At 67.5% G+C, this 20,891-nt stretch carries 23 protein-coding genes; 10 read left to right on the top strand and 13 right to left on the bottom strand.

Annotated elements, in window-relative coordinates; all coding sequences use genetic code 11:
• Positions 1–25: 25 nt before the first annotated feature.
• On the bottom strand, positions 26–1,153 hold the full coding sequence (locus tag AB4Z18_RS10635; RefSeq protein WP_441782646.1) for an AI-2E family transporter: 1,128 nt from the start codon (positions 1,151–1,153) through the stop codon (positions 26–28).
• A 116-nt stretch (positions 1,154–1,269) separates the two neighbouring features.
• Positions 1,270–1,614: a hypothetical protein gene (locus AB4Z18_RS10640; protein WP_441782647.1), complete on the bottom strand. Its 345-nt coding sequence runs from the start codon at positions 1,612–1,614 to the stop codon at positions 1,270–1,272.
• 59 nt (positions 1,615–1,673) lie between these two features.
• Here AB4Z18_RS10640 and AB4Z18_RS10645 point away from each other — a divergent pair, with 59 nt between their 5' ends.
• The 4 genes from AB4Z18_RS10645 to AB4Z18_RS10660 all read left to right on the top strand — a co-directional run bounded on the left by AB4Z18_RS10645 (position 1,674) and on the right by AB4Z18_RS10660 (position 5,756).
• Positions 1,674–2,477, top strand: a complete 804-nt coding sequence (locus tag AB4Z18_RS10645; protein ID WP_441782648.1) for an inositol monophosphatase family protein — start codon at positions 1,674–1,676, stop codon at positions 2,475–2,477.
• A 94-nt stretch (positions 2,478–2,571) separates the two neighbouring features.
• Complete coding sequence (locus AB4Z18_RS10650; protein ID WP_441782649.1) at positions 2,572–3,516, top strand: ABC transporter ATP-binding protein; 945 nt, start codon at positions 2,572–2,574, stop codon at positions 3,514–3,516.
• 3 nt (positions 3,517–3,519) lie between these two features.
• Positions 3,520–4,776: an ABC transporter permease gene (locus tag AB4Z18_RS10655; protein WP_441782650.1), complete on the top strand. Its 1,257-nt coding sequence runs from the start codon at positions 3,520–3,522 to the stop codon at positions 4,774–4,776.
• Complete coding sequence (locus AB4Z18_RS10660) at positions 4,776–5,756, top strand: NAD(P)H-quinone oxidoreductase (RefSeq protein WP_441782651.1); 981 nt, start codon at positions 4,776–4,778, stop codon at positions 5,754–5,756. Before AB4Z18_RS10655 ends, AB4Z18_RS10660 begins: the two co-directional genes overlap by 1 nt.
• Here AB4Z18_RS10660 and AB4Z18_RS10665 read toward each other — a convergent pair.
• Complete coding sequence (locus AB4Z18_RS10665) at positions 5,659–6,108, bottom strand: DUF2809 domain-containing protein (RefSeq protein ID WP_441782652.1); 450 nt, start codon at positions 6,106–6,108, stop codon at positions 5,659–5,661. The two genes, AB4Z18_RS10660 and AB4Z18_RS10665, sit on opposite strands and share 98 nt — an antisense overlap.
• A gap of 81 nt (positions 6,109–6,189) precedes the next feature.
• Between AB4Z18_RS10665 and AB4Z18_RS10670 the strand changes: the two genes are divergently transcribed.
• Positions 6,190–7,203: an adenosine deaminase gene (locus AB4Z18_RS10670; protein WP_441782653.1), complete on the top strand. Its 1,014-nt coding sequence runs from the start codon at positions 6,190–6,192 to the stop codon at positions 7,201–7,203.
• Positions 7,200–8,030, top strand: a complete 831-nt coding sequence (locus tag AB4Z18_RS10675; RefSeq protein WP_441782654.1) for an alpha/beta fold hydrolase — start codon at positions 7,200–7,202, stop codon at positions 8,028–8,030. The genes AB4Z18_RS10670 and AB4Z18_RS10675 overlap by 4 nt, the downstream gene beginning before the upstream one ends.
• Positions 8,031–8,050: 20 nt before the next feature.
• Here the strand turns inward: AB4Z18_RS10675 and AB4Z18_RS10680 are convergent, their stop codons facing one another.
• From AB4Z18_RS10680 to AB4Z18_RS10710, 7 genes are all read right to left on the bottom strand, one after another.
• Positions 8,051–8,761, bottom strand: coding sequence for a GAF and ANTAR domain-containing protein (locus AB4Z18_RS10680; protein ID WP_441782655.1), 711 nt, complete (start codon positions 8,759–8,761; stop codon positions 8,051–8,053).
• Positions 8,758–9,429, bottom strand: a complete 672-nt coding sequence (locus tag AB4Z18_RS10685; RefSeq protein ID WP_441782656.1) for a GAF and ANTAR domain-containing protein — start codon at positions 9,427–9,429, stop codon at positions 8,758–8,760. Before AB4Z18_RS10685 ends, AB4Z18_RS10680 begins: the two co-directional genes overlap by 4 nt.
• A 13-nt stretch (positions 9,430–9,442) precedes the next feature.
• The gene (locus tag AB4Z18_RS10690; protein ID WP_441782657.1) at positions 9,443–9,832 is read right to left on the bottom strand and encodes a DUF7882 family protein; all 390 of its coding nucleotides are present in this window, start codon (positions 9,830–9,832) and stop codon (positions 9,443–9,445) included.
• Positions 9,833–9,928: 96 nt separating this feature from the next.
• Entirely contained in the window at positions 9,929–11,185 is a 1,257-nt protein-coding gene (locus AB4Z18_RS10695; protein WP_441782658.1) for an arginine deiminase, read from the bottom strand.
• Positions 11,186–11,219: 34 nt separating this feature from the next.
• The gene (locus AB4Z18_RS10700) at positions 11,220–12,671 is read right to left on the bottom strand and encodes a basic amino acid/polyamine antiporter (RefSeq protein ID WP_441782659.1); all 1,452 of its coding nucleotides are present in this window, start codon (positions 12,669–12,671) and stop codon (positions 11,220–11,222) included.
• A gap of 113 nt (positions 12,672–12,784) precedes the next feature.
• Positions 12,785–13,456 carry a Type 1 glutamine amidotransferase-like domain-containing protein gene (locus AB4Z18_RS10705; protein WP_441782660.1) on the bottom strand — a complete coding sequence of 224 codons (672 nt, stop codon included), beginning with the start codon at positions 13,454–13,456 and terminating at the stop codon, positions 12,785–12,787.
• A gap of 54 nt (positions 13,457–13,510) precedes the next feature.
• Positions 13,511–14,575 carry a peptidoglycan-binding domain-containing protein gene (locus AB4Z18_RS10710; RefSeq protein WP_441782661.1) on the bottom strand — a complete coding sequence of 355 codons (1,065 nt, stop codon included), beginning with the start codon at positions 14,573–14,575 and terminating at the stop codon, positions 13,511–13,513.
• A gap of 254 nt (positions 14,576–14,829) precedes the next feature.
• Here AB4Z18_RS10710 and AB4Z18_RS10715 point away from each other — a divergent pair, with 254 nt between their 5' ends.
• Positions 14,830–15,057: a hypothetical protein gene (locus AB4Z18_RS10715; RefSeq protein ID WP_441782662.1), complete on the top strand. Its 228-nt coding sequence runs from the start codon at positions 14,830–14,832 to the stop codon at positions 15,055–15,057.
• Positions 15,058–15,067: 10 nt separating this feature from the next.
• Here AB4Z18_RS10715 and AB4Z18_RS10720 read toward each other — a convergent pair whose 3' ends face one another.
• Positions 15,068–16,345 (bottom strand): DUF1254 domain-containing protein, encoded by a 1,278-nt coding sequence (locus AB4Z18_RS10720; protein ID WP_441782663.1) that lies wholly within the window; start codon positions 16,343–16,345, stop codon positions 15,068–15,070.
• Positions 16,346–16,472: 127 nt separating this feature from the next.
• Between AB4Z18_RS10720 and AB4Z18_RS10725 the strand changes: the two genes are divergently transcribed.
• Both AB4Z18_RS10725 and AB4Z18_RS10730 read left to right on the top strand, forming a co-directional pair.
• Positions 16,473–17,228: an SDR family NAD(P)-dependent oxidoreductase gene (locus AB4Z18_RS10725; RefSeq protein WP_441782664.1), complete on the top strand. Its 756-nt coding sequence runs from the start codon at positions 16,473–16,475 to the stop codon at positions 17,226–17,228.
• A gap of 161 nt (positions 17,229–17,389) precedes the next feature.
• Positions 17,390–17,998, top strand: coding sequence for a class I SAM-dependent methyltransferase (locus tag AB4Z18_RS10730; RefSeq protein WP_441782665.1), 609 nt, complete (start codon positions 17,390–17,392; stop codon positions 17,996–17,998).
• A 276-nt stretch (positions 17,999–18,274) separates the two neighbouring features.
• On the opposite strand, the gene AB4Z18_RS10735 is transcribed toward AB4Z18_RS10730, so the two are convergent.
• Complete coding sequence (locus AB4Z18_RS10735; protein WP_441782666.1) at positions 18,275–18,856, bottom strand: hypothetical protein; 582 nt, start codon at positions 18,854–18,856, stop codon at positions 18,275–18,277.
• A 306-nt stretch (positions 18,857–19,162) separates the two neighbouring features.
• Between AB4Z18_RS10735 and AB4Z18_RS10740 the strand changes: the two genes are divergently transcribed.
• Positions 19,163–19,717 carry a GNAT family N-acetyltransferase gene (locus AB4Z18_RS10740; RefSeq protein ID WP_441782667.1) on the top strand — a complete coding sequence of 185 codons (555 nt, stop codon included), beginning with the start codon at positions 19,163–19,165 and terminating at the stop codon, positions 19,715–19,717.
• A 636-nt stretch (positions 19,718–20,353) separates the two neighbouring features.
• Here AB4Z18_RS10740 and AB4Z18_RS10745 read toward each other — a convergent pair.
• A complete protein-coding gene (locus AB4Z18_RS10745) occupies positions 20,354–20,866 on the bottom strand; it encodes a MarR family winged helix-turn-helix transcriptional regulator (protein WP_441782668.1) in 513 nt (170 codons plus the stop codon).
• Positions 20,867–20,891: the final 25 nt, after the last annotated feature.

Here is a 20,891-nt window from a genome sequence, read left to right on the forward strand (position 1 = left end):
TCTCGCCAATCGAGGATCGCTCGCTTCAGGTGCGCTCTTTGCGCGGCATGACGACCTCCTTGATGATCAGGATGATGCCCGCCGAGATGGGGATCGCGACCAGCGCTCCAGGCAGTCCGAACAGCGTGGAGCCGGCCAGCGCGGAGATCAGGACGACCGATCCGGGCACCTGGACGGCCTTCCCCATCACCCGCGGCGTGAGGATGTACGCCTCCAGCTGCATGTACACGAGCATCAGCACGAGCACGACGACGCCGCTCACCGGCGAGTGGATGAATGCGAGCACCGACATGACCGCGGTCGTCAGCACCGTTCCGATCAGCGGGATGAGGGTGATGAAGAAGGCGGCGAGCGCGATGAGGAACGCGCCTGGCACGCCGGTGGCGAGCAGCAGGATGAGGCTGTACACCGCGTTGCAGAAGGCGAGGATGACCATCCCGCTCAGGTACTTGCCGAAGTTCTGCAGGATGCGCTCCGTGTAGCTCTCGAAGCTCGCGCGGTGCGAGCGCCGCACCAGCCGGTACGCGGCCTGCTTCGTCGAGTCGTACGACGCGATGAAGTAGATGGTGAGGATCGCGATGAAGAACCCGGTGGTGAACGCATTCAGCACCGAGAGCCCGAAACCGACGAGGCCGTTGCCGATCGTCGCCCAGGTGTTCGGGTCCTGGACCTGCTCGCCGATCCAGTTCACCAGCCCGGCGAGCGCGCCGTTCGTCGCATCGTTGACGGTGTCGAACCAGCCCTCCGCGCGCAGCGCCGCGATCTCCTTGGGGACGGCGGTGGCGAGGAACGAGATCTGTTGCACGATCAGGGGCACGACCACGCAGATGATCCCGACGAGCACCGCGACGATGATCAGGATGACGGTGAGGATCGCCCAGCCGCGCCGCATCCCGCGCCGCTCGAACCAGCGGATGAGCGGGTCGAGACCGACCGTGGCGAACATCGCGAGGAAGACCGAGAAGATGATCGACCGGAGGCCGTACAGCATCAGCCCGGTGGCGACGGCGCCGATGGCGCCCAGCGCGATGAGGTAGCCGAACAGCAATGGGCTCCGCGACAGGAGCGGCCGGCGGTCGGCATCGGCGCCGGAAGCCGAGGCGGAGCCGGAGCTGCCCGAGCGTCTGCTCACCGGTGGCCGGATGAACCGCATGCTGCCTCCGATCGCGCCCGACGGGCTAACGCGAGCGTATTGGAGGGGGCGCCAGCCGACAAGGACCGGCGGCGACCCTCGCCGGGGCCGTCAGTCCGCGCGGTCAGCCCAGACCGTCAGCCGAGGTCGTCGGCGTGGCTGCGCACTCCATCTGCCGAACCATCGGCGGGCTCGGCGGTCGGTTTGCGCGGCGACAGCTCCGCGGTCAGCGCTCCGAGCTTGGCGACGAGCTCCTCATCGCGGATCTCCGGCCCGACGAGCTCGATGGGCTCGCTCACGATCTGGCTGGCGGGGCCGACCAGCATCTCGATCCGGTCCAGTTCCCCGTTCACCGTGCGCCCCGGCACGAAGATCGTGTCGGCGATGTCGTGGCGCGCGAGCGCCCGTGCGTACTCCATGAGGGCCTCGGCCAGATCATCGCCGGTGTAGAACGTCGTCCCCGCATAAGCGATCTTTCGCATGTATCCACAGGTACCCTCAGGCCGGGCGCCTGCCAAGTGCGCGACGCTAGGCTCGGACCGTGACAGACACCGCAGCGTCAACTGCTCTCGCCCCCGACCTCGACCTCGCCCTGAAACTCGCCGATGCGGCGGATGCGATCTCGCTCGACCACTTCCGCGACCTCGACCTGCACGTGGAGACGAAGCCAGACCGCTCCCCCGTCACCGAGGCCGACCTGGCGGTCGAGCGGGCGATCCGCGAGACGCTCGCCACCGAGCGTCCGGGCGACGGCATCCTGGGTGAGGAGTACGGCACCGAGGGCGACACGGCACGGCAGTGGATCATCGACCCGATCGACGGCACCGCGAACTACCTGCGCGGGGTGCCGGTCTGGGGCACCCTCATCGCGTTGGCGATCGACGGAACGCCCCGGGTGGGCGTCGTCAGCTCGCCGGCGCTCGGCCGTCGGTGGTGGGCGGCCGCGGGCGGCGGGGCCTGGACGACGGATGCGCCCGGCGCCGCACCCCGACGCATCCACGTCTCCGGCGTCGACGACCTGGAGCACGCCTCCCTCAGCTTCCAGAGCATCGCCCAGTGGGACGAGGCCGGCTACCTCGACCGGCTCATCGCGCTCACCCGCCGCATCTGGCGCGACCGCGCGTACGGCGACATGTGGTCGTACATGCTGCTGGCCGAGGGACTGGTGGATGCGGTGGGCGAGTTCGGCGTGAAGACCTACGACCTCGCCGCACTCATCCCCATCGTCGAGGAGGCCGGCGGAACGTTCACCTCGGTGGACGGCACTCCCGGCCCTGGCAACGGCTCGTCGCTCGCTTCCAACGGACTCATCCACCGCGCACTGCTGGAGGCCCTCGCGGGCTGACGTCGGCGGACATCCCGATCTCGACCCCCGGATCCGAGCGGATGCGGCACGTCGACCCTTCGCACACCCGCCCGGAGCCCCTAGGCTGACCCCGATGAGCGCACCGACAGCCGCACCGACGGTCACGACGACGGAGCCCCTGGTCCACATCGCGAACTTCCGCATGGACTTCGGGCGCACCACCGTCATCCGCGACCTCTCCTTCGACATCCGCCGCGGCGAGACCTTCGGTTTCCTGGGCAGCAATGGCTCGGGCAAGACGACCACCATCCGCGCACTGCTCGGCATCTACCAGCCGACGGCCGGGGTCCTCCACATCGACGGGCGGGTGTTCAGCCCGGAGGCGGGCGAGCGGCTCGGCTACCTGCCGGAGGAGCGCGGGCTGTATAAGAAGGAGTCCGTCATCGACGTGATGGTCTACTTCGGGCGCCTCAAGGGCCTCGGCGCCGAGCAGGCGCGCCGTTGGTCGCGCGAGTACCTGGAGCGGGTCGGCATCGGCGAGAAGGAGAAGGTGCGGCTCGACAAACTCTCCGGCGGTCAGCAGCAGAAGGTGCAGCTCGGCGTGACGATCATGAACGAGCCGGAGCTCCTCATCCTGGACGAGCCGACGAAGGGCTTCGACCCCGTCAACCGTCGCCTCCTGATGGACATCATCGACGACCAGAAACGCGCGGGCGCCACCGTCATGATGGTGACCCACCAGATGGAGGAGGTGGAGCGGCTCTGCGACCGCGTCATCCTGCTCAAGGACGGCATGGCGCGGGCTTACGGCACGGTCGCCGAGGTGCAGGACCAGTTCGGCGGCACGATCATCCAGGTCGATCACGCGGGAGCCATCCCCGACTCCCCCGCCTACCGGGTACTGGCCGACGAGAACGGTCGCGCCCAGCTCGAGGCGACGGACGGCGCCGAACCGTCCGCGATCCTTGCCGGCCTGGTGGATGCGGGGGTCGCCGTCTCGCGATTCTCCCCCACCCGGAAATCGCTCGACGACATCTTCGTCGAGGTCTACGGCGCCGAGAGCCGCCAGGAGGACTGAGCCATGGCCCGCCACAACCTCAGCACCGTCATCGGGTTCGAGTTCCGCCGCACCGTCACCAAGCGGCGCTTCTGGGCGATCACGCTCATCCTCCCGATCCTCGTCTTCGGGTTGGGCGGCCTGATCATCGCTTCGAACGTCTCCACCGCGAACACGGCCGACGAGCAGAAGAACGCGCGCTTCGAGTTCCTGTACTCGGACGCCTCCGGGCTGATCGATCCGGCCATCGCCAAGGAGTACGGCGGCACCGAGATCCAGTCGGAGGCCGAAGGCGTCGAAGAGGTGCAGATCGGCGGGACGCCCGCTTACTTCGCGTACCCGGCCGACCCGGCCAAGCAGACCGTGAAGGTGTTCGGCGAGGATGCGGGGCTCTTCCAGAACAGCAAGTACTCCGCGGTCGCGCAGTCGCTACTGTCGGCGAGCGTCGAGCAGAAGCTGGGCGACCCGACCGATGTCGCCGTGCTGCGCGGGGATGTGAACACCGCGACGACCACGTTCAAGGACGGCAAGGTCGCGCCCGGGTTCGAGGCTATCCTGCCCGCGCTGGTGTTCCTCGCGGCGTTCTTCATCGTCATCGTCTTCCTCGGCAACCAGATGCTGAACTCCACGCTCGAGGAGAAGGAGAACCGCGTCACGGAGATGATCCTGACGACGATCAACCCGACCAACCTGCTCCTCGGCAAGGTCATCTCGCTCTTCGCCATCGGGATCATCCAGCTCGCCGTGTTCGCGCTGCCGATGCTGATCGGGTACCTCTTCTTCCGCGGCAAACTGCAGATCCCGAGCCTCGACCTGAGCGGTCTCGTGTTCGACCCGCAGAAGATGATCGTCGGATCCCTCATCCTGATCGGCGGTTTCGCCCTCTTCACCGGGACGCTGGTCGCCGTCGGAGCGATCATGCCGACGGCGAAGGATGCAGCCCCGGTGTTCTCGGTCGTCATCTTCGCGGTCGTCATCCCGCTCTACGCCTCGGGCTTCGCCATCAGCTCGCCGCAGTCGCCGATCGTGCAACTGCTCGCATACTTCCCGTATACCGCGCCGATCACGGCGCTCATCCTGAACGCGTTCGGCTCCCTCCCCCTCTGGCAGGCGATCATCATCATCGTCGAGCTGTTCGTGCTGTCGTTCGTCGTGCTGCGCATCGCGGTGCGACTGTTCCGCTACGGGTCGATCGAGTACTCGAGCAAGGTGAAGATCCGGGATGTGCTGGGTCGCCGTCCCGAGCGTGTCGAGCCGTCGCAGCCGGTGGGCGGCGCCTGATGCGCGCCGTCGTCGTGCCCGAGCCGGGTGACGCGGATGCGCTCACGCTGGCCGAGCGGCCCGACCCGGTGCCCGCCCCGCACGACGTCCGCATCCGCGTCGCGGCCGCAGGCCTCAACGGCGCGGACCTCAGCCAGCGCCGCGGCTTCTACCCCTCTCCCCCGGGTGCGCCGGAGTGGCCGGGGCTCGAGGTGTCGGGGACGGTGGATGCCGTGGGCGACGACGTCACGGAGTGGCGCGTCGGCGACCGCGTCTGCGCGCTCCTGCCGGGCGGCGGCTACGCGGAGCTCGTCACCGTCGATGCCGGACTCGTGCTGCCGGTGCCGGACGGGGTCGACCTGGTGGAGGCGGCCGGCCTCCCGGAGGTCGCGGCGACGGTCTGGTCGAACGTGTTCGTCCTCGGCCGGCTCGGCGCAGGCGAAGCGCTCCTCGTCCACGGTGGCTCAAGCGGGATCGGGACCATGGCCATCCAGCTGGGCCGCGCCCTCGGAGCGGACGTCATCGCCACCGCCGGAAGCGACGACAAGGTGGACTTCTGCCGCGAGGTCGGCGCCCAGGCCGGGGTCAACTACCGCACCGACGACTTCGTCGAGGCGGCCCTCGACTTCACCGACGGCCGCGGGGTGGATGTGGTGCTGGACATCGTCGGTGGATCGTACATCGCCCGCGATCTCGAAGCCCTCGCGACCGGTGGCCGGATCGTGTCCATCGCCGTCCGGGACCGCCAGCCCGCCGCCCTGGATCTGGGGCTGCTCATGCGCAAGCGGGGCAGCATCCACGCGACGACGCTGCGTGCGCGCCCTCTCGCCGAGCGTGTCGCGATCATCGCCGCCGTGCGTGAGAACGTGTGGCCGCTCCTGGCCGAGGGGCGCGTTCGCCCGGTCATCGACTCGGTGTTCCCCCTCGAGGATGCGGCTGCGGCGCATCGGCGGATGGAGTCCTCCGCCCACCGCGGGAAGATCCTGCTGCGCGTCGGCTGAGCGCATCCACGACTCCGGCCGCCGCAGCGCCGATGGCGTAGGCGACCAGGTCCGTCCACTGGAACGTCGTGCCGAGCACGAGTGCAGCGCCCGGCACGGTTCCGGCCAGGTGGGCAGGGACGCCCGTGAGCTGGAATACCTCGACGGCAGCGCACACCGCGAACGCGATCGGTGCGACGACGACTGGACGCAGTTGCGGGCCGACGAAGGCGACCACCGCGTAGAGCAGGGCCGCGTACAGCGCGTCGCCGGCGAACGCAGCGCCCGCGCCGTCGAGGCCGCGGGCCACGCCGATCCCGCCGGCGATCAGCACGACGGCGACGGCGGCGAGCAGGATGCGGCGGCGGGTCATCCTGCGACGCTACCGGGCCGCGAACCACCCGGGCATCCCTCGCGCGGCGCAGGCGCCTCCGTCGGTGGGAGGATCGTGAGCATGACCGACGCCCTCACCGACGACGCCCTGAACGCCCTGCCCAAGGCCGAACTCCACCTCCACATCGAGGGGACTCTCGAGCCTGAGCTCGCCTTCGAGCTGGCGGCCCGCAACGGCATCGAGCTGCCGTACGCCGACGTGGCGGATCTCGCCGCACAGTACGACTTCGACGACCTGCAGTCGTTCCTCGACCTGTACTACGCGACCATGGCCGTGCTGCGCACGCGGGAGGACTTCGCCGATCTGACCCGCCGCTACCTGCGTCGGGCGCACACCCAGGGCGTCCGTCACGTCGAGTTGTTCTTCGACCCGCAGGCGCACACCTCGCGCGGCGTCGCCTTCGACGATGTCGTCGACGGGATCGGCGACGCGCTCGACGAGGCACAGAGCGAGCTCGGGATATCCGGCGCGCTCATCCTGTGCTTCCTGCGCGATCAGCCAGTGGAGTCCGCCGAGGAGGCGCTGACCGCCGGGCTCACCCGCACCGACCGCATCATCGGCGTCGGCCTCGACTCCGCCGAGGTCGGCTACCCGCCGTCGCTGTTCGAGGGCGTCTACGCGCGCGCTCGCGCCGCCGGGCTGCACGGCGTGGCGCACGCCGGCGAGGAGGGACCGCCGGCCTACGTGCGGGAGGCGCTCGACCTGCTCCACGCCGAGCGGATCGACCACGGCATCCGCTCGATCGAGGACCCGGAGCTGGTGGCGCGGCTGGCCGCTGAGCGCATCCCGCTCACCGTCTGCCCGCTCTCGAACGTGCGGCTGCGGGCGACACCGGACCTGCGCGACCACCCGCTGCTGCGCCTCGACGCCGCCGGAGTGCCGGTCACGATCAACTCCGACGATCCCGCGTACTTCGGCGGCTATGTCGGGCAGAACTTCGCGGCGGTGCGGGATGCGCTCGGCCTCACCGAGGAGCGGGCCCGGCGGTTCGCGCGCACGTCGATCGAGGCATCGTTCGCCTCCGACGACCGCAAGGCCGAACTGCTCGCAGAGCTGAAAGGATGGCGTCCATGACCGGTCGGGAGTTCCGCACCGCGGACGGCCGCGCCGTCTGCTTTTTCGACACCGGCGGGGACGCCGACGCCCCCGTTCTGATCTGGCATCACGGCACACCGCAGACGGGCGCGGTGATCGCGCCGGTCGCGGCCGCGGCGGCAGCGCACGGGATGCGCGTGCTCTCGGTCGCTCGCCCCGGCTATCCCGGATCGGATGCCCGGCCCGGCCGGTCGATCGCGGACGCGGCCGCCGATGTGCTCGCCGTGGCCGACTCCGTCGGAGTGGAGCACTTCGTGACCGTCGGTGCCTCGGGCGGCGGACCGCACGCCCTCGCCCTCGGCGCCCTCGCACCGGAGCGGGCGACCGCCATCGTCACACTCGCAGGCCTCGCCCCCTACGACGGCTCCCCCGACTGGTTCTCCGGGATGGTCTCGCCGGGCGCGGTGTACGCCGCACTCAAGGGCCGCGAGGTCCGGTTGGCGTACGCGGAGACGGCCGAGTTCGACCCGGAGTCGTTCGTGTCGCGCGACTGGGAGGCGCTGGACGGCGCCTGGGGTCCGCTCGGCGCCGACGCCGGCGCCGGCGCCGCCGAAGGTCCGGCCGGTGAGGCGGACGATGACGTCGCGTACGTCTCGCCGTGGGGCTTCGACCTTCGCGCCGTCCGCCCGCCGGTCCTGCTGGTGCAGGGCGGCGCCGACCGGGTCGTCCCTGCACAGCACGCGGCAGCGCTCCTGGAGCGTCTGCCCGACGCCGAACTGTGGATCCGCCCGCGCGAAGGTCACGTCTCGGTGCTCACCGTGCTCGGCGTGACGCTCGGCTGGGCGGCGAACCGGTCAGGCCTCTGACGCGAGCTCGGCCTTAGCGCTCACAGCTCCAGCGTTCGCTCCACGATCGCCTGGGCGACGGCCGACAGGCGCGCCTGATGTGAGCGGGCGTACTGGCGGATGACCGTGAACGCCTCTTCGACCGAAATCCGCCGGCGGTAGGCGACGACGCCCTTGGCCTGCTCGATCAGCACACGGCTGTCCAGCGCTGTCTGCAACTGCGCGCGCACCTGGCTGCTGTGCGCCAGCGCCCGCTCGTGCAGGATCCCGATGGTCGCCACATCCGCGAACGCTTTGGCCGCCACCAGGTCGTCCTCGGGCAGTTCGCCCGGCTCCGTCCGAAGCAGGTTCAGAGTGCCGATGGTCGTGTCGCGCAATCGCATCGGGATGGCGTGAACGGCACGGAAATCGAGTTCGAGCGCCTTGTCGCGGAACGCGGACCAGTGCTCCGGCACATCCCGGATGTCCGGGACGGAGACGACGCGCCCCGTGCGGAAGCTCTCGATGCACGGCCCAGCTGAGGCACCCAACTGCATCACCTCGACCAGCCGGGTCGCCTCGCTGGTGGAGGCGACCACATCCAGGTCACCGTTCTCGTCCGCCAGCAGGACGCCCGAAGCGCTCGCTCCCAGCAGCGAGCTGCACGTCTCGACCAGAGTCTGCAGCAACTCGACGACGTCGTAGTCCTCCACGAGCGTGTCCGCCAGCACCGCGAACGCCCGCAGCAGTTCCTGCTCCCGCGTCGCGGTCATGGTTGCCCCCCGGAGCCGAGGTCGATCTCCGAGAAATCGAGTCGGCGATCCAGGATGTCTTGGGCGACCGACATCATCGAGCGGTTGCTGGAGAAGGCATGCGCCTGAATCACCATCCGCGCATCGTCCGGGCCGATCTCGAGCTGCGCCAGCACCATCCCGGTGGCCTGGTGGATGATCTTCCGGGAGTACGGACTGGCGTCTTCGGCGAGATCGTCCTCCGCATCGCCGACCGCCGATTCCAGAGCACGCTGGAGGACCGCCGGGGCGGCGATGTCGGCCAGCTCCGACGCGCGGCGCTCCTGCACGGCGTCGAGCCTCAACGGCCGTTCGGAGTACAGGTCCACGGCGCCCACCTGGAGCGGGCCCACGAACAGAGGAAAGGCGAACAGGGCGTTGATCCCCTCGGCGAGCACCGCCTCCCGGAATACCGGCCAGTCCGTGCTGCCCACCCGCAGGTCCGGGTGGTGGACCGGCCGACGCGATCGCACGGCATCCCAGCAGGGTCCCTCGCCCAGGTCGAACTGCAGCTCGTCCAGCCGGGCAGCCGTCGGGTCGCTGGCGGCGATGGTCTGGGTGCCCAGCAGATCGCCGATCGTCGACACGGCCGTCTTGCTCACCGGCAACTCCCGAAGGAAGTTCCCCAGCAGCTCGTTCTCGCCCTGCATGACCGCCCTCCGGCTAATACCCCGGGCCCCGCACATTCACCCGCTGTCGCGGCGCGCCGACAGCGACCTCGTCCCCTTCGGGACTCGAGCTCGCCCCGGAATGAGCGGTGACGCTGTCCTCGGTCATGATGACGAGGCCCCGGGAACTGTTCGCAGCAACCGTCATCGCCTCGACCCACTCCGGGTTGATCTTCGGGGAGCGGCTACCGCTGTACTTGAAGTACAGGTAGTGCGCCGGGTGGATCCAAATGGAACTGTGCCCGTCGCCCACCTCGATGGCATCCCGCCACGACATGAAGAAACTCTCGTTGCGACGGATCTTCGTCGCAATGACGATCTGAAGATGTGCGAGCCGCCGATCATCGAATTCGATCACGACACCGTCGTACTGCAACGAACCCATGCCGTGGCCTCCCGCCGATCGCCATCGATTTCACAGTGGCCTCCGATGCCTCAAAAGTCCATACCCGGCATCCGCGGATCCCGAAGGGCGGGGACTTCAGAACTCGACAGCGTCCCGGATCAGCGGGGATGTCATGCAGTGCCCGCCGCCGCGCCCACGTCCGAGCTCGGCGCCGACGATCGGGATGACCTCGACTCCGGCTTTCTCCAGCAGCGCGTTGGTCGAGGTGTTCCGGTCGTAGGTGTAGACCACGCCCGGCCGGAGGGCTACGGCGTTGTTGCCGCTGTCCCACTGCTGGCGTTCGGACTCGTAGTTGTCGCCGGCGGTCTCAACCACGTGGATGCTGGCCAGGCCGAGCGCTTCAGCCACGACCTCGACGAAGCCGCGGCCGCCGTGGTCGATGACGCGCACGCCGGGGGCAGCATCCTCGGGCACCAGGGTGAACGTGTGAACGGCATCCATGATCGCGGGATACAGCGTGACGATGTCGCGGTCGGCGAAGGTGAACACCGTGTCGAGGTGCATCGCCGAGCGGAGCTTCGGCATTCCGGCGACGATGACCTTCTCGGCTCCGCCGCGCTCGAACAGCGCGGCGGCGAGCTGGGTGATCGCGTGCCGGGAGGTGCGCTCGCTCATCCCGATGAGCACGACGCCGTTGCCGACGGGCATGACGTCGCCGCCTTCGAGGGTCGCCTGCCCCCAGTCCGTCTCCGGGTCGCCCCACCAGACGTTGGCTCCCACGAAGTCCGGGTGGAACGAGTAGATCGCCTTCATGAGCAGGGTCTCGTCGTGCCGGGCCGGCCAGTACAGCGGGTTGAGCGTGACCCCGCCGTAGATCCAGCAGGTCGTGTCGCGGGTGTACAGGGTGTTCGGCAGCGGGGGCATCAGGTACTCCTGCACGCCGCTGGATTCGCGGGCGAGGGCGAGATAGTCGGTGCGGTAGTCCTCCGGGAGGTCGGAGGTCGCCAATCCGCCGATCAGGTAGCGCGAAAGCTCGGCCGGAGTCAGCGACTCCAGGTATGCGCGGGTGCCCTCCATGAGGCCGATGCCGACCTCCCCCGGCACGATCTTCCGGTCGAGCAGCCAGTCGCGCGCTGCGGTGTCCGCCATCGTATCGGCGAGGAGCTCGTGCAGTTCGACCACGTCGACGTCGTGCGAGCGCAGGTCGGCGACGAACGCTTGGTGGTCCTTCACTGCGTTGTCTACCCACATGACGTCGTCGAACAGCAGGTCGTCCGCGTTGGTCGGGGTGAGCCGGTGGTGCGCGAGCCCCGGCGAGCAGACCAGGACTTTGCGCAGCTGCCCGACTTCCGAGTGGACGCCGTAGTGGGATGCGGTGGATGTGTCGGTCATCGCGGTGCCTCTCAGTGATGGATGGTGTGCGTGCTCAGATCGAGATCCAGCCGGCGGCCAGCCCGACGATCCCTGCGGCGGCTCCGATGAGCGCAACCGCCAGGATCACCAGCTCGCGCCCGGTGAAGACGCGTTTCCCCTGCTCGCGCCTGGCCATGACGAACAGCACGGTCGCCGGCGCGTAGATGATGAAGGAGAGCAGCACGAACGTCAGGCCCGCCGCGAAGATCAGGTACACCGTGTAGAGCGTCGCCAGGACGGCGATGGTGGCCTCCCGGCCGAAGCCGTGCGGAGTGTCGCGATAGGTGTCCCTCGTGATCACGAGTTTCAGCGCGTAACAGGCCACGAGGAAGAACGGGATGAGCGTCAGTGCACTGGTCAGGTCGAGCGCCAGGTTGAACGCGTCGTGCGAGAAGTAGGTGATGATCAGCACGACCTGGACGAAGATGGCCGTCATCAGCAGGGCGGGGACCGGAACATCGGCCGAGTTCGAGCGGCCGAGGAATCGCGGCATGTCGTTGTCCTTCGCCGCGACGAACAGCACCTCCGCCGCCATCAGCGACCAGGCCAGGTACGCACCGAGCACCGAGACGATGAGGCCGATGCTCACGAACCACGCGCCCCACGGGCCGACCGCGGCGGCGAGCACGCCCGCCATCGATGGCTGACGCAGCTCCGCGATCTCGCCCATCGGCAGCACCCCGTACGAGACGATGGTCACCGACGCGAAGATCGCGAACACGCTCAGGAACCCCAGGATCGTCGCGCGGCCCACATCCGCTCGGCGCTTGGCGTGCCGGGAGTACACGCTGGCGCCCTCCACACCGAGGAAGACGAACACCGTCACGAGCATCGTGCCGGTCACCTGATCGAAGAGCGACCCGGCGTAGTCGGCGCCGCCCCAGTTCTCCGCGAACACCTGCGGCTTCAGGACGAACACGCAGAGCAGGATGAACACGACGATCGGCACGAGCTTCGCGACCGTCACGATCCGGTTGATCACCGCCGCTTCCTTGATGCCGCGCCGGATCAGGAAGAAGAACCCCCACAGTCCGAGCGACGAGAGCGCGATCGCGAGGATGCTGTCGCCTTCGCCGAGCGCCGGGACCACCGCACCGATGGTCGACATGATGAAGACCCAGTAGAAGACCAGCCCCATCCCGGCGCTCGCCCAGTAGCCGATGGCGGAATAGAAGCCGAGGTACTGACCGAAGCCCGCTTTCGCGTACGCGTAGACGCCCGCGTCGAGTTCCGGCTTGCGGTTGGCGAGCGTCTGGAACACGAACGCGAGCATCAGCATCCCGAACCCGGCGATCGACCAGGCGATGAGGGCACCGGCGACGCCCGTCTCCTGGGCGAACCGTCGGGGCAGCGAGAACACGCCGGCGCCGACCATCGATCCGACGACCATGCCGGTCATCGTCAGCATCGACAGTTTCGCTGTGGGCCCCGTCGCCTGGCGCTGCGGCTCTTCCGTCGTCGTCATGGACCCTCCCCCGGGGTTGTGCCGTGCCGACGACCAGGACTGGTCGGGCTCGGACGCGGCGTGACGCGCACATTCAACTCGTGGACCGGCCGCGTGGCAAGAACCGTCATGGTTCAGCGGGGGAAGTGCTCCCACTGCCCTTCGCTGATGACCTCGACGTCGCCGTCTCGGACAGAGATCGCCGTCTGTTCATCGATCGCGTACGCCGGCCCCGGGAGCTGCGCCGCCCAGCGGTGTGCGGCCTCCAGGGTGTTCTGCGTCCAGCCCGGATAGTCCAGGTGCGGAAAGATCGAGAAGTCGACTACGCCGAGCGTCTCGTCGGTCCCGTCGGGCTGCCAATCGACGAACGCCCGGCCGATGCGGGGAGTCATCACCATGCTCCCGGCGCTCACCCCCACCCAGACGAGGTCCGGCAGCGACGGCAGCAGGTCGGCCAGCCCGGACTGCCGAAGCCAGTGGGCGAGGTACACCGCCTCGCCGCCGTCGACGAGCAGGACGTCCGCATCCCGGACCCAGGGGACCCAGCGATCCTCGGGAATGCTCGGCAGGGCGGTGAGCTCGAGCACGCCGACCGATTGCCAGCCCATGCCGGGCAATCCCGGCTGGTCGGGCCAGCGGTCCGCCGTCGAGGCCCATACGGTTTCGGGAGTGCACGCCGGCTGCCCCCACTGCGCCGTCGGGATGAAGAGGGCGCGACTCTCGGAGATCGGCTTGCCGAGCAACCGGATGAGCGCGTCACGGATGCTGGAGTTGGTGACACCACCCGAGGTGAGAAGCAGCTTCATGCCGACATCGAAACAGAATCGCGGCAATTGGTATAGCCGACACCGCTGCCCAGGTCAGGGTGACGGAGCCGCCGACGGGGTCGGAGCGGGGCTCGGCTGTTTCGCCTGCGCGACCGCTTTCTCGAAGGCGCTGACGGTGGCCGCGTCGACGACGCCCGACTGCGGTACCCCGAGCTGGGCCTGCAGAGCCTGCAACGCCTCGGTGAGCGCCGGAGTCCAGATGCCGTCGACGGCCCCGTCCCAGTAGCCGGCGAGCTTCAGCGTCTGCTGGATCGCAGCCGTGGTGGCGCTCTCCTGCTGCGCCGTGGCGCCGCCCTGAGCCACAAGCTTCGCTTGCAATGCTGCGGCGGTCGCCTTGTCGACTGCGCCGGTCACCGGCAGTCCGCTCGCCTTCTGCAGCTCCTCCACGGCAGCAACGGTCTGCGGCCCGTAGATCCCGTCGACCGCGGCACCGTAGTAGCCGGCGGCCGCGAGGTCGTTCTGCAACGCGGTCACGTAGGCGGTGACCGCTTCTTGAGCCTGGGCGGTCTGAGCATCCGGAACGCATCCGGCTTCGGCGAACAGCCGCAACCAGGCGAACTCCAGAGCCACCGCGGCACTGTTGAACCGCTGCGAGGCGTCCGCGAGAGTGGTCTGGTCGGTGATCGACTGCTGCGCGGCGGTGAACTCCTCGTCGGCCTTCTTGACCCGGTCGACCGTCGCAGCGGGGACGAGAGGCTCCGAGGTCGGCGGGGGCGTCACCGTTGTGGCGGGCGAACCGGTCGGGCCTGCGCTCGCCTTCGCGAGAGCGGTCTGAGCCGCCGCGAGATCCTGCGCGGCAGTGTCGACCTTCTGCTGCGCTTCCACAGCCGCTTCCGCTCCGTCGAAGGCAGCGTCACGCGGCTTACTGAGGTCGGCACCGGCCGTGGTGACGTCGCCGACGGTCGGTGCCGTGTCAGTGAGCACGTCGGCGTAGCGATCGAGGGCCTCGATGTAGGTCTTGCTGGCGTGGCAGAAGCCGTCCGACGCCGACTTCGCAGCCGCCTGAGCCTCGGTGAGGGCTTTCTCCTTGGCCGCGACCTGGGCTTGAGCGCGCTCCACGTCGCTTCCGCTCTGCGAGCATCCGACCAGAGTGCACATGGCCAGCATTGCCACGAGCAACGAAAACCCGGCTCTTCCCGTCGCCATCGCAGGCCCCCGTCTCAGCGGGTATCAGCGTTCGCCCGCGAACCGAACGATGACACGGCAGGGAGAGGGTTGGGTAGAGGGTGATCGGGGTCGACATTTCAGGACTATCCACACATCCATCGCACGCATCACAATTCCCCCACGCGACAGGTCGGCGTATTCGCGCCGGTCAGCCTGTCGCCGACCGGGGAGGAATGGTGCCGACCATGCACGCCAATGTCACGCACGAACTGCACCCTGATGAGAACGCGTCGGTCCCCTACCTCAGGAACGGCCAGTTGATTTCCTTGATCCGATGGGACCGCGTCGCGGGCGATTGGAAATACACGACCCTGCTCGCCGAGTACGCGGGACGCGACGAGAAAACCTGGCAGGTCGTGGCTCAGGGACGGCCGATGATTCTCGACCGCGCCGAGTGGGCGATCTTCACCTGAAGCCTCCACCTTAAGACGCCGACCTCGACCAGCCCTCCGACCAGTGCTCCCAGGGGGTGAACACGGGTGCGGTGTAGTCGCCGTTCTGGATGGCTTCACTCGGGCCGTAGAGGCGCAGGATGAGGTAGGAGTCCTTCTCGGGGGTGGGAAGGAAGTGCGGGTCGTCGCGGTGCGCGTCGATGTCTGCGCTGAGGAGGATCGAGTACGAGCCGTCCTCGTCCGGGGTGAGCGTGCGGTCGCCGCGGCTGTGTCGGTTGATGCTGTTGGTCGCCATCAGCCGGTCGTCATCGCCGTAGACCGTGAACGACCAGAACTGCGACACATCGGGCGCTGCGAACACGGCGCGGTACTCGCGCCCGCCGGCGCCGGTGATCGGCCGCCCCTCGGAGTCCGTCTCGATCTTCACGTACACCGACTCCACCGGCGGCAGCCCCCACTGGCCGACCAGGGTCCCGATATCGAAGAGGTCGCGGGGCGCATTCTGCAGTTCCTCGCGGGTGCCCAAGACGCCCTTGGAGCTGGTCACGGTGGAGGCGAGTTCGGTGAGATGCCGCATCCCCAGCTCTTCGCCGCGGGCGGCAGCCCCTCGCTGCTCGTCGGTGAACTGCGTGCGGCCCGGCTCAATCCCCACCTCGGCCACCGGTCCGAGCCAGGCGGCATCGGCCTCCGCCATGGAGCCGTCGGCGAGCAGAAAGTTCACCCGCTCGAGCCAGGTCGTGGTCGCCGGGTCCGGGAAGTCCCTGACGAGCGGCGCGGGCACCGGGTCGCCGCGGTGCTCAGACAGAGTCTGCAGGAGCCAGCGGTCCTGAAGCGCGCGTGCAACCTCCAGATCGTCGCCACCAGTCGTCATGATGCGCCCCATCACCTTGATGAGGTTGGAGTCCGACCGGACGACCTCGTCGATCCCCTCGGGCACCTCGCCCTGCCACCCGCGGGCGGCGAACAGGAACCGGCCGCCCTTCGCGCCGCGGGTGCGCGAGCCGATCATCGCGGTCGTGTAGTGCCCCATGTCCATGGTGTGCAGGATCCAGTAGCGATCGCCATCCACATGCGGAACGGTTACCACCACCGGCTCTGCGGCGACATCGAACCACCCCTGCAGATGGACGGTGTCGTTGTTGATGGTCGGATGGGCCGTGTAGGTGTCGTCGGCGAGATCACGGAGCTTCTGGAACTCGTTGAGGCGCACCCCCGGCTCGATCGTCGTCTCGTGGAGAAACCCGTAGGCCTTGTCCATCGAATACCCGTACAGATACGCGTCGCGGGCGGTCTCATCCGAAGTGGTCATGCATCGCTCCTTGTCATCAGCACAGGCTTCGAACAGTCCAGCACGTCGTCGCTTTGCTCATCTAGGGGTGGTTCGGCTCGCAGGTCACGCCGATCCGGCCTGCTCCGGACGTGACTAGGCTTTCGTCGTGTCGCTGAATTCGATGTTCGGGCTCCAGGGCCGTGTCGCATTGGTCACCGGGGGCAGTTCGGGCATCGGCCGTGCTATCGCGATGGCGTTGGCGGATGCCGGCGCGCACGTCAAGGTGGCGGCGAGAACCCAGTCGAGTATCTCTGCAACAGTTGACGAGATTCGTTCCGCCGGCGGTTCGGCGGAGGGAATCCGAGCGGACCTCGCTTCCAGCTTGGGCGCGGAGGACCTGGCCGCCGCGGCAGGGCACGTCGACGTACTCGTCAACTCTGCGGGGGTCAATCTGCGGCCGCCGATGGATCAACTGGATGAGGGGACCTGGCGATCCGTCATGGCGGTCAACCTGGACGCCCCGTTCATCCTGGGTCAACGTCTGGCGCCTCTGATGGCGGCGAAGGGATTCGGTCGAATCATCCACATCAGCTCGCAGCAAGCCCACCGGGCGTTCGCATCGAGCGGGGTTTATGGCGTGTCGAAGGCCGGTTTGGAAGGACTGGCACGGTCACAAGCAGAGGCATGGTCGAAGAATGGGGTGACGGCCAACGTTCTCGTACCCGGATTCGTCGAAACGCCCCTGAACGAGCGCCTGAGCTCGGACCGTGCGGCAGTCGCGGCCCTGGCCGCTCGGACGCTGGTCGGACGCAACGGTGTCGTCTCCGACTTCGCCGGTGCGGCCGTCTTTCTTGCCAGCCCCTCCGCTGGGTACGTGACGGGACAGTCCATCGCGGTGGACGGTGGCTTCTCCGTTCACTGATCGACCTCATGTCACTACACACGGCGCGAGTAATCAATGAGCATGAATCGGGCGGTTGCGTTTGAGGCACCCTCACCGCACACATTTGTTGGCGGGTCGCACGGGAATCGCGGGTCCCCGCCAATACGGCACGTGTATCCGCCGTGCGTAAACTCGATCGCGTGATCGACGATGGGGCCAGCGCCGCATACTCGCGCCGTGCAGCTGAATACATTGAGCTCTTCGGATCCATGAGCGCCGTGCATCCTTCAGATCGTCAGCTTGTATCAACCTGGGCCAATGAGGTCGAGGGCAGCGTCATCGATGCAGGTTGCGGGCCCGGTCAGTGGACGAACTTCCTCACCGAACGAGGCCTTTCTGCCCAGGGCATTGATTTAGTGCCCGAGTTCATCGAGCGCGCGCGACGCACCTACCCCGACGTACCTTTCACAACCAGCAGCCTCAACGCCCTCGACGTCAGAGACGGTTCCGTCGGCGGGATTCTCTCCTGGTATTCCCTGATCCACCACGAGCCCGGCACCATCCGGGTTCCGCTTCAGGAGTTCAACCGAGTACTCGAGCCTGGAGGCGCGCTGTTGATCGGGTTCTTCGAGGGCCCTGTGGTTGAGCAGTTCCCTCACGCGGTGACGCCGGCATACCGGTGGTCCGTGGAAGCCCTCAGCGAAGAGCTGTCCGCGACTGGTTTCGACGTGATCGAATCACACGTCAGGAACACTGCTGATCAGCGGTCTCAGGCTGCGATTATTGCCCGACGCCGGGCCGACCGCTGAAGGATCGGCTTACGCGCCTCACCTATGAGACGAGTACCACGAGCGGAATCAGAGGCCTACGGGGCCTTCGGATCAGACTCGCTCTGGGACCAATCTTTGGTGTCTGAATTCTCGCCCTCAGCCGGGTGAGGGACGGCGTTCCAAAAGACCCGGAGGTCCTCGCCGCCATTCAGGCCGAACGGCTTCGCCGCCCAGTCCAGGAACTTCTCGCTTCGTTCGCCCACAAGGACAGTATGTCGCGGCCTTCGGGTGCCGATACGTGCGCTTGGGCAGGGTCTACGAGGCGTCTGATTGTGACAGAACGCGGGTCAAACCGCTCACGCTCTGGCGGCGAACAATCGCCACGCCCCGCAACAATCCCGCGGAAAAGATGCTGAGCACCATCGCACCGCCTATCGGAACAAAAATGCTCTGTGCATCCTGGAGATAGGTGGCCTCCGCCGGGGTCAACTCAACACGCTGACCGGAGCTGGCCCTGTAGTAGGACTCTCCGACCTTTTCCACCGTCGTTCCGCGGGGAAGGACGACTGCTCCAGCGGCAAACGTGAGCACAGCCACGGTTCCCAGCAGCAGGAAGCTGATGGGAAACACACGGGACCCGCGCCAGAACCCCACGGCGAATAGCTGTCCGATGAAGGCGCTAGATGTCGGTCTACTTTCCCTTCGCACTGTGAAGTATGCAGCCGCCAATGACAGCGCAAAGCAGAGCGCAGCGAGGATGAGAACGCCAATATTCGCACGCACGCTCAACACGCCGGTGAACAGTCCGACCAGACCCAGACCCACCGCGACCGCATAAACGCCGACCGGGGCCCAAGCGAGAACCTTCAGTGCATCACCACGCCCATGTGTAGCCAACTTTCCCTCCGAGCTACAGACCAGCCCCACGTCAACACCGAGGCCAAGGCCGTGGGCCGCATCACTTCCTGCCCGTCCCCACTCAAGACTGTTTGGCCTGTTGAGCACCCCCGACTTCCAGCCCAGCTCTCTGCAGCCCTACCCCTTCGACCCAAGATTGGCGGCTTGCTGACGCCGTGAGTATCCAGTATCGCCAACGGGTATGCATTTGCCACGACCACCACCGACAAATAGTGACACGATCATGAGCCGTAGAAGGATCCCTTAGCGCGCGGGTCACGATGTGAGCGCTCCTAAGCTGACACGGTGAGCATCAGCGTCCGCACCGTCCCGCATCGGAAACTCCAGGCGCCCGTGATCGCTCAACTGGGGAAGCTCTTCGACGCCGAATACTTCGAAGAGTACGGACGGTGGACGCCGGACGCCCCATACGGCTATTCGCCTGCGGATTTCCACACCATCGTCTTTGACGGGAGCGCGATGGTTGCACACGTTGGCTTCCAGATCCGCGCAATCACGGTTGGAAAATCGCCTGTCGCCGTCGCTGGAACGGGAGGCGTGCTAACTGACAAGAGCGCTCGCGGCTCAGGCTACGGTCGCGCAGCGATGGAGGGAGCACAACTCGCGATGCGATCGCACCGCGACATCCACTTCGGATACCTCGGCTGCCGCGAGGAGATCGTCCCCTTCTACGAGAGCGTCGGCTGGCACCGCATCAAAGCAATCGAACGCTCCGTCTCGCGACTTGATCAAACAACCAGCGTCGTCGCCGAAAACGCGCCACTCCTCATCTGCCCAGCCGGAAGACCCATCGAAGATTGGCCCAGCGGCGACGTCGATCTGCGCGGCACGCCGTGGTGAAGCGTCCGTATACAGATCCGCTTGAGGGCGGTGTTGGGAGCGGGTGTGGTCATCCGCGCGATGGATGCTGGACTGCGTAGGTGTGGTTAGCGTCAATGACGTGAACCGGTGGTTAGGCAGGGGCCGAGCGAGCGCAGCGCTGATGCCGATTGGGGGCTTTTTGCTCGTCCTCGTGGTCATCATGGTTGTGGCGCAGCTCAGCTACGCGATGAAGAACTCGTGCGCTCGTTTTGGTCCCGCGCCGGCTGGTGCGATTCCGACAGACGCAGGAGGTTCTGTGCGAGAAGCCCGCAGCTGGTGGCCGATCGGCACTGTGTGTACGTGGGAGCGTATCGACGGCGCCGGGACGGTCAGATCACAGGCGGGCGACGATGCGCTCACGGCTACTACCTACGGCATCGCTGCCGTGGGGTTGTCGAGCTTGTTCGTCGGGGCGGCGCGGCCGAGACGTACAGCCACAACCGCTCAGGCAAAGCGTAGCGCGGTCTGAGTCACTTCTAGCCTTCCTCCGATCAGCGTCTGTCGACGTACGCCGCAGCCGCTCAACGATCCTCTAGCGGGCCTGTCCGAGGGGATCCTTCAGCGTACCGCCGGTCGAGATCATCGATTCGGCCGGCCGGTCGGTTTCCCGGGTCGTTAGCTTCGGTCCTTATGGGAGCGCTCGCGGTCGGCGGTAGCGAGTTCCTCAGGCGAAAGGTCCTTTGGCAAGCCGCCGACGATCTGCTCGTCGGTGCCGAGAAGGCGCAGCAGGGCGTCCTGCAGGTCGGCGATGCGGTCACGGCCCACGAGGGACTCCCACTGAGTCCGGAGCTCGTCGAACACGGCTTCGCCCTCACGCATGAGCGAGTGCCCGCGGTCCGTCACTATGAGGCGCGCTCTTCGCCCGTCGCCCGGATCAGGGCTGCGAAGAATGTAGGCGCTCTCTTCCAGAAAAGCGACCGTCTTCGCTGCCGCTTGCTTCGAGACCGACGTGCGCCGCCCCACCTCCGAGACAGACCCGGCTCCCGCCGCGACAGCACGCAACGCGAAATCATGAGCGGGACGGACCCCAGGGTAGCCCCGCGCGGCAAGCCGGAGCGTCGCCTCTTCCGCCATGAACCGGAACCCGCCGAGAAGCAGCAACGCCAGATCAGCACCACTTCGAGACATGGGTCAATCGTAGCGACACCGATTC

Origin of the sequence: Leifsonia sp. 2TAF2, assembly GCF_052115085.1 — a bacterium.
Lineage (GTDB): Bacteria > Actinomycetota > Actinomycetes > Actinomycetales > Microbacteriaceae > Leifsonia.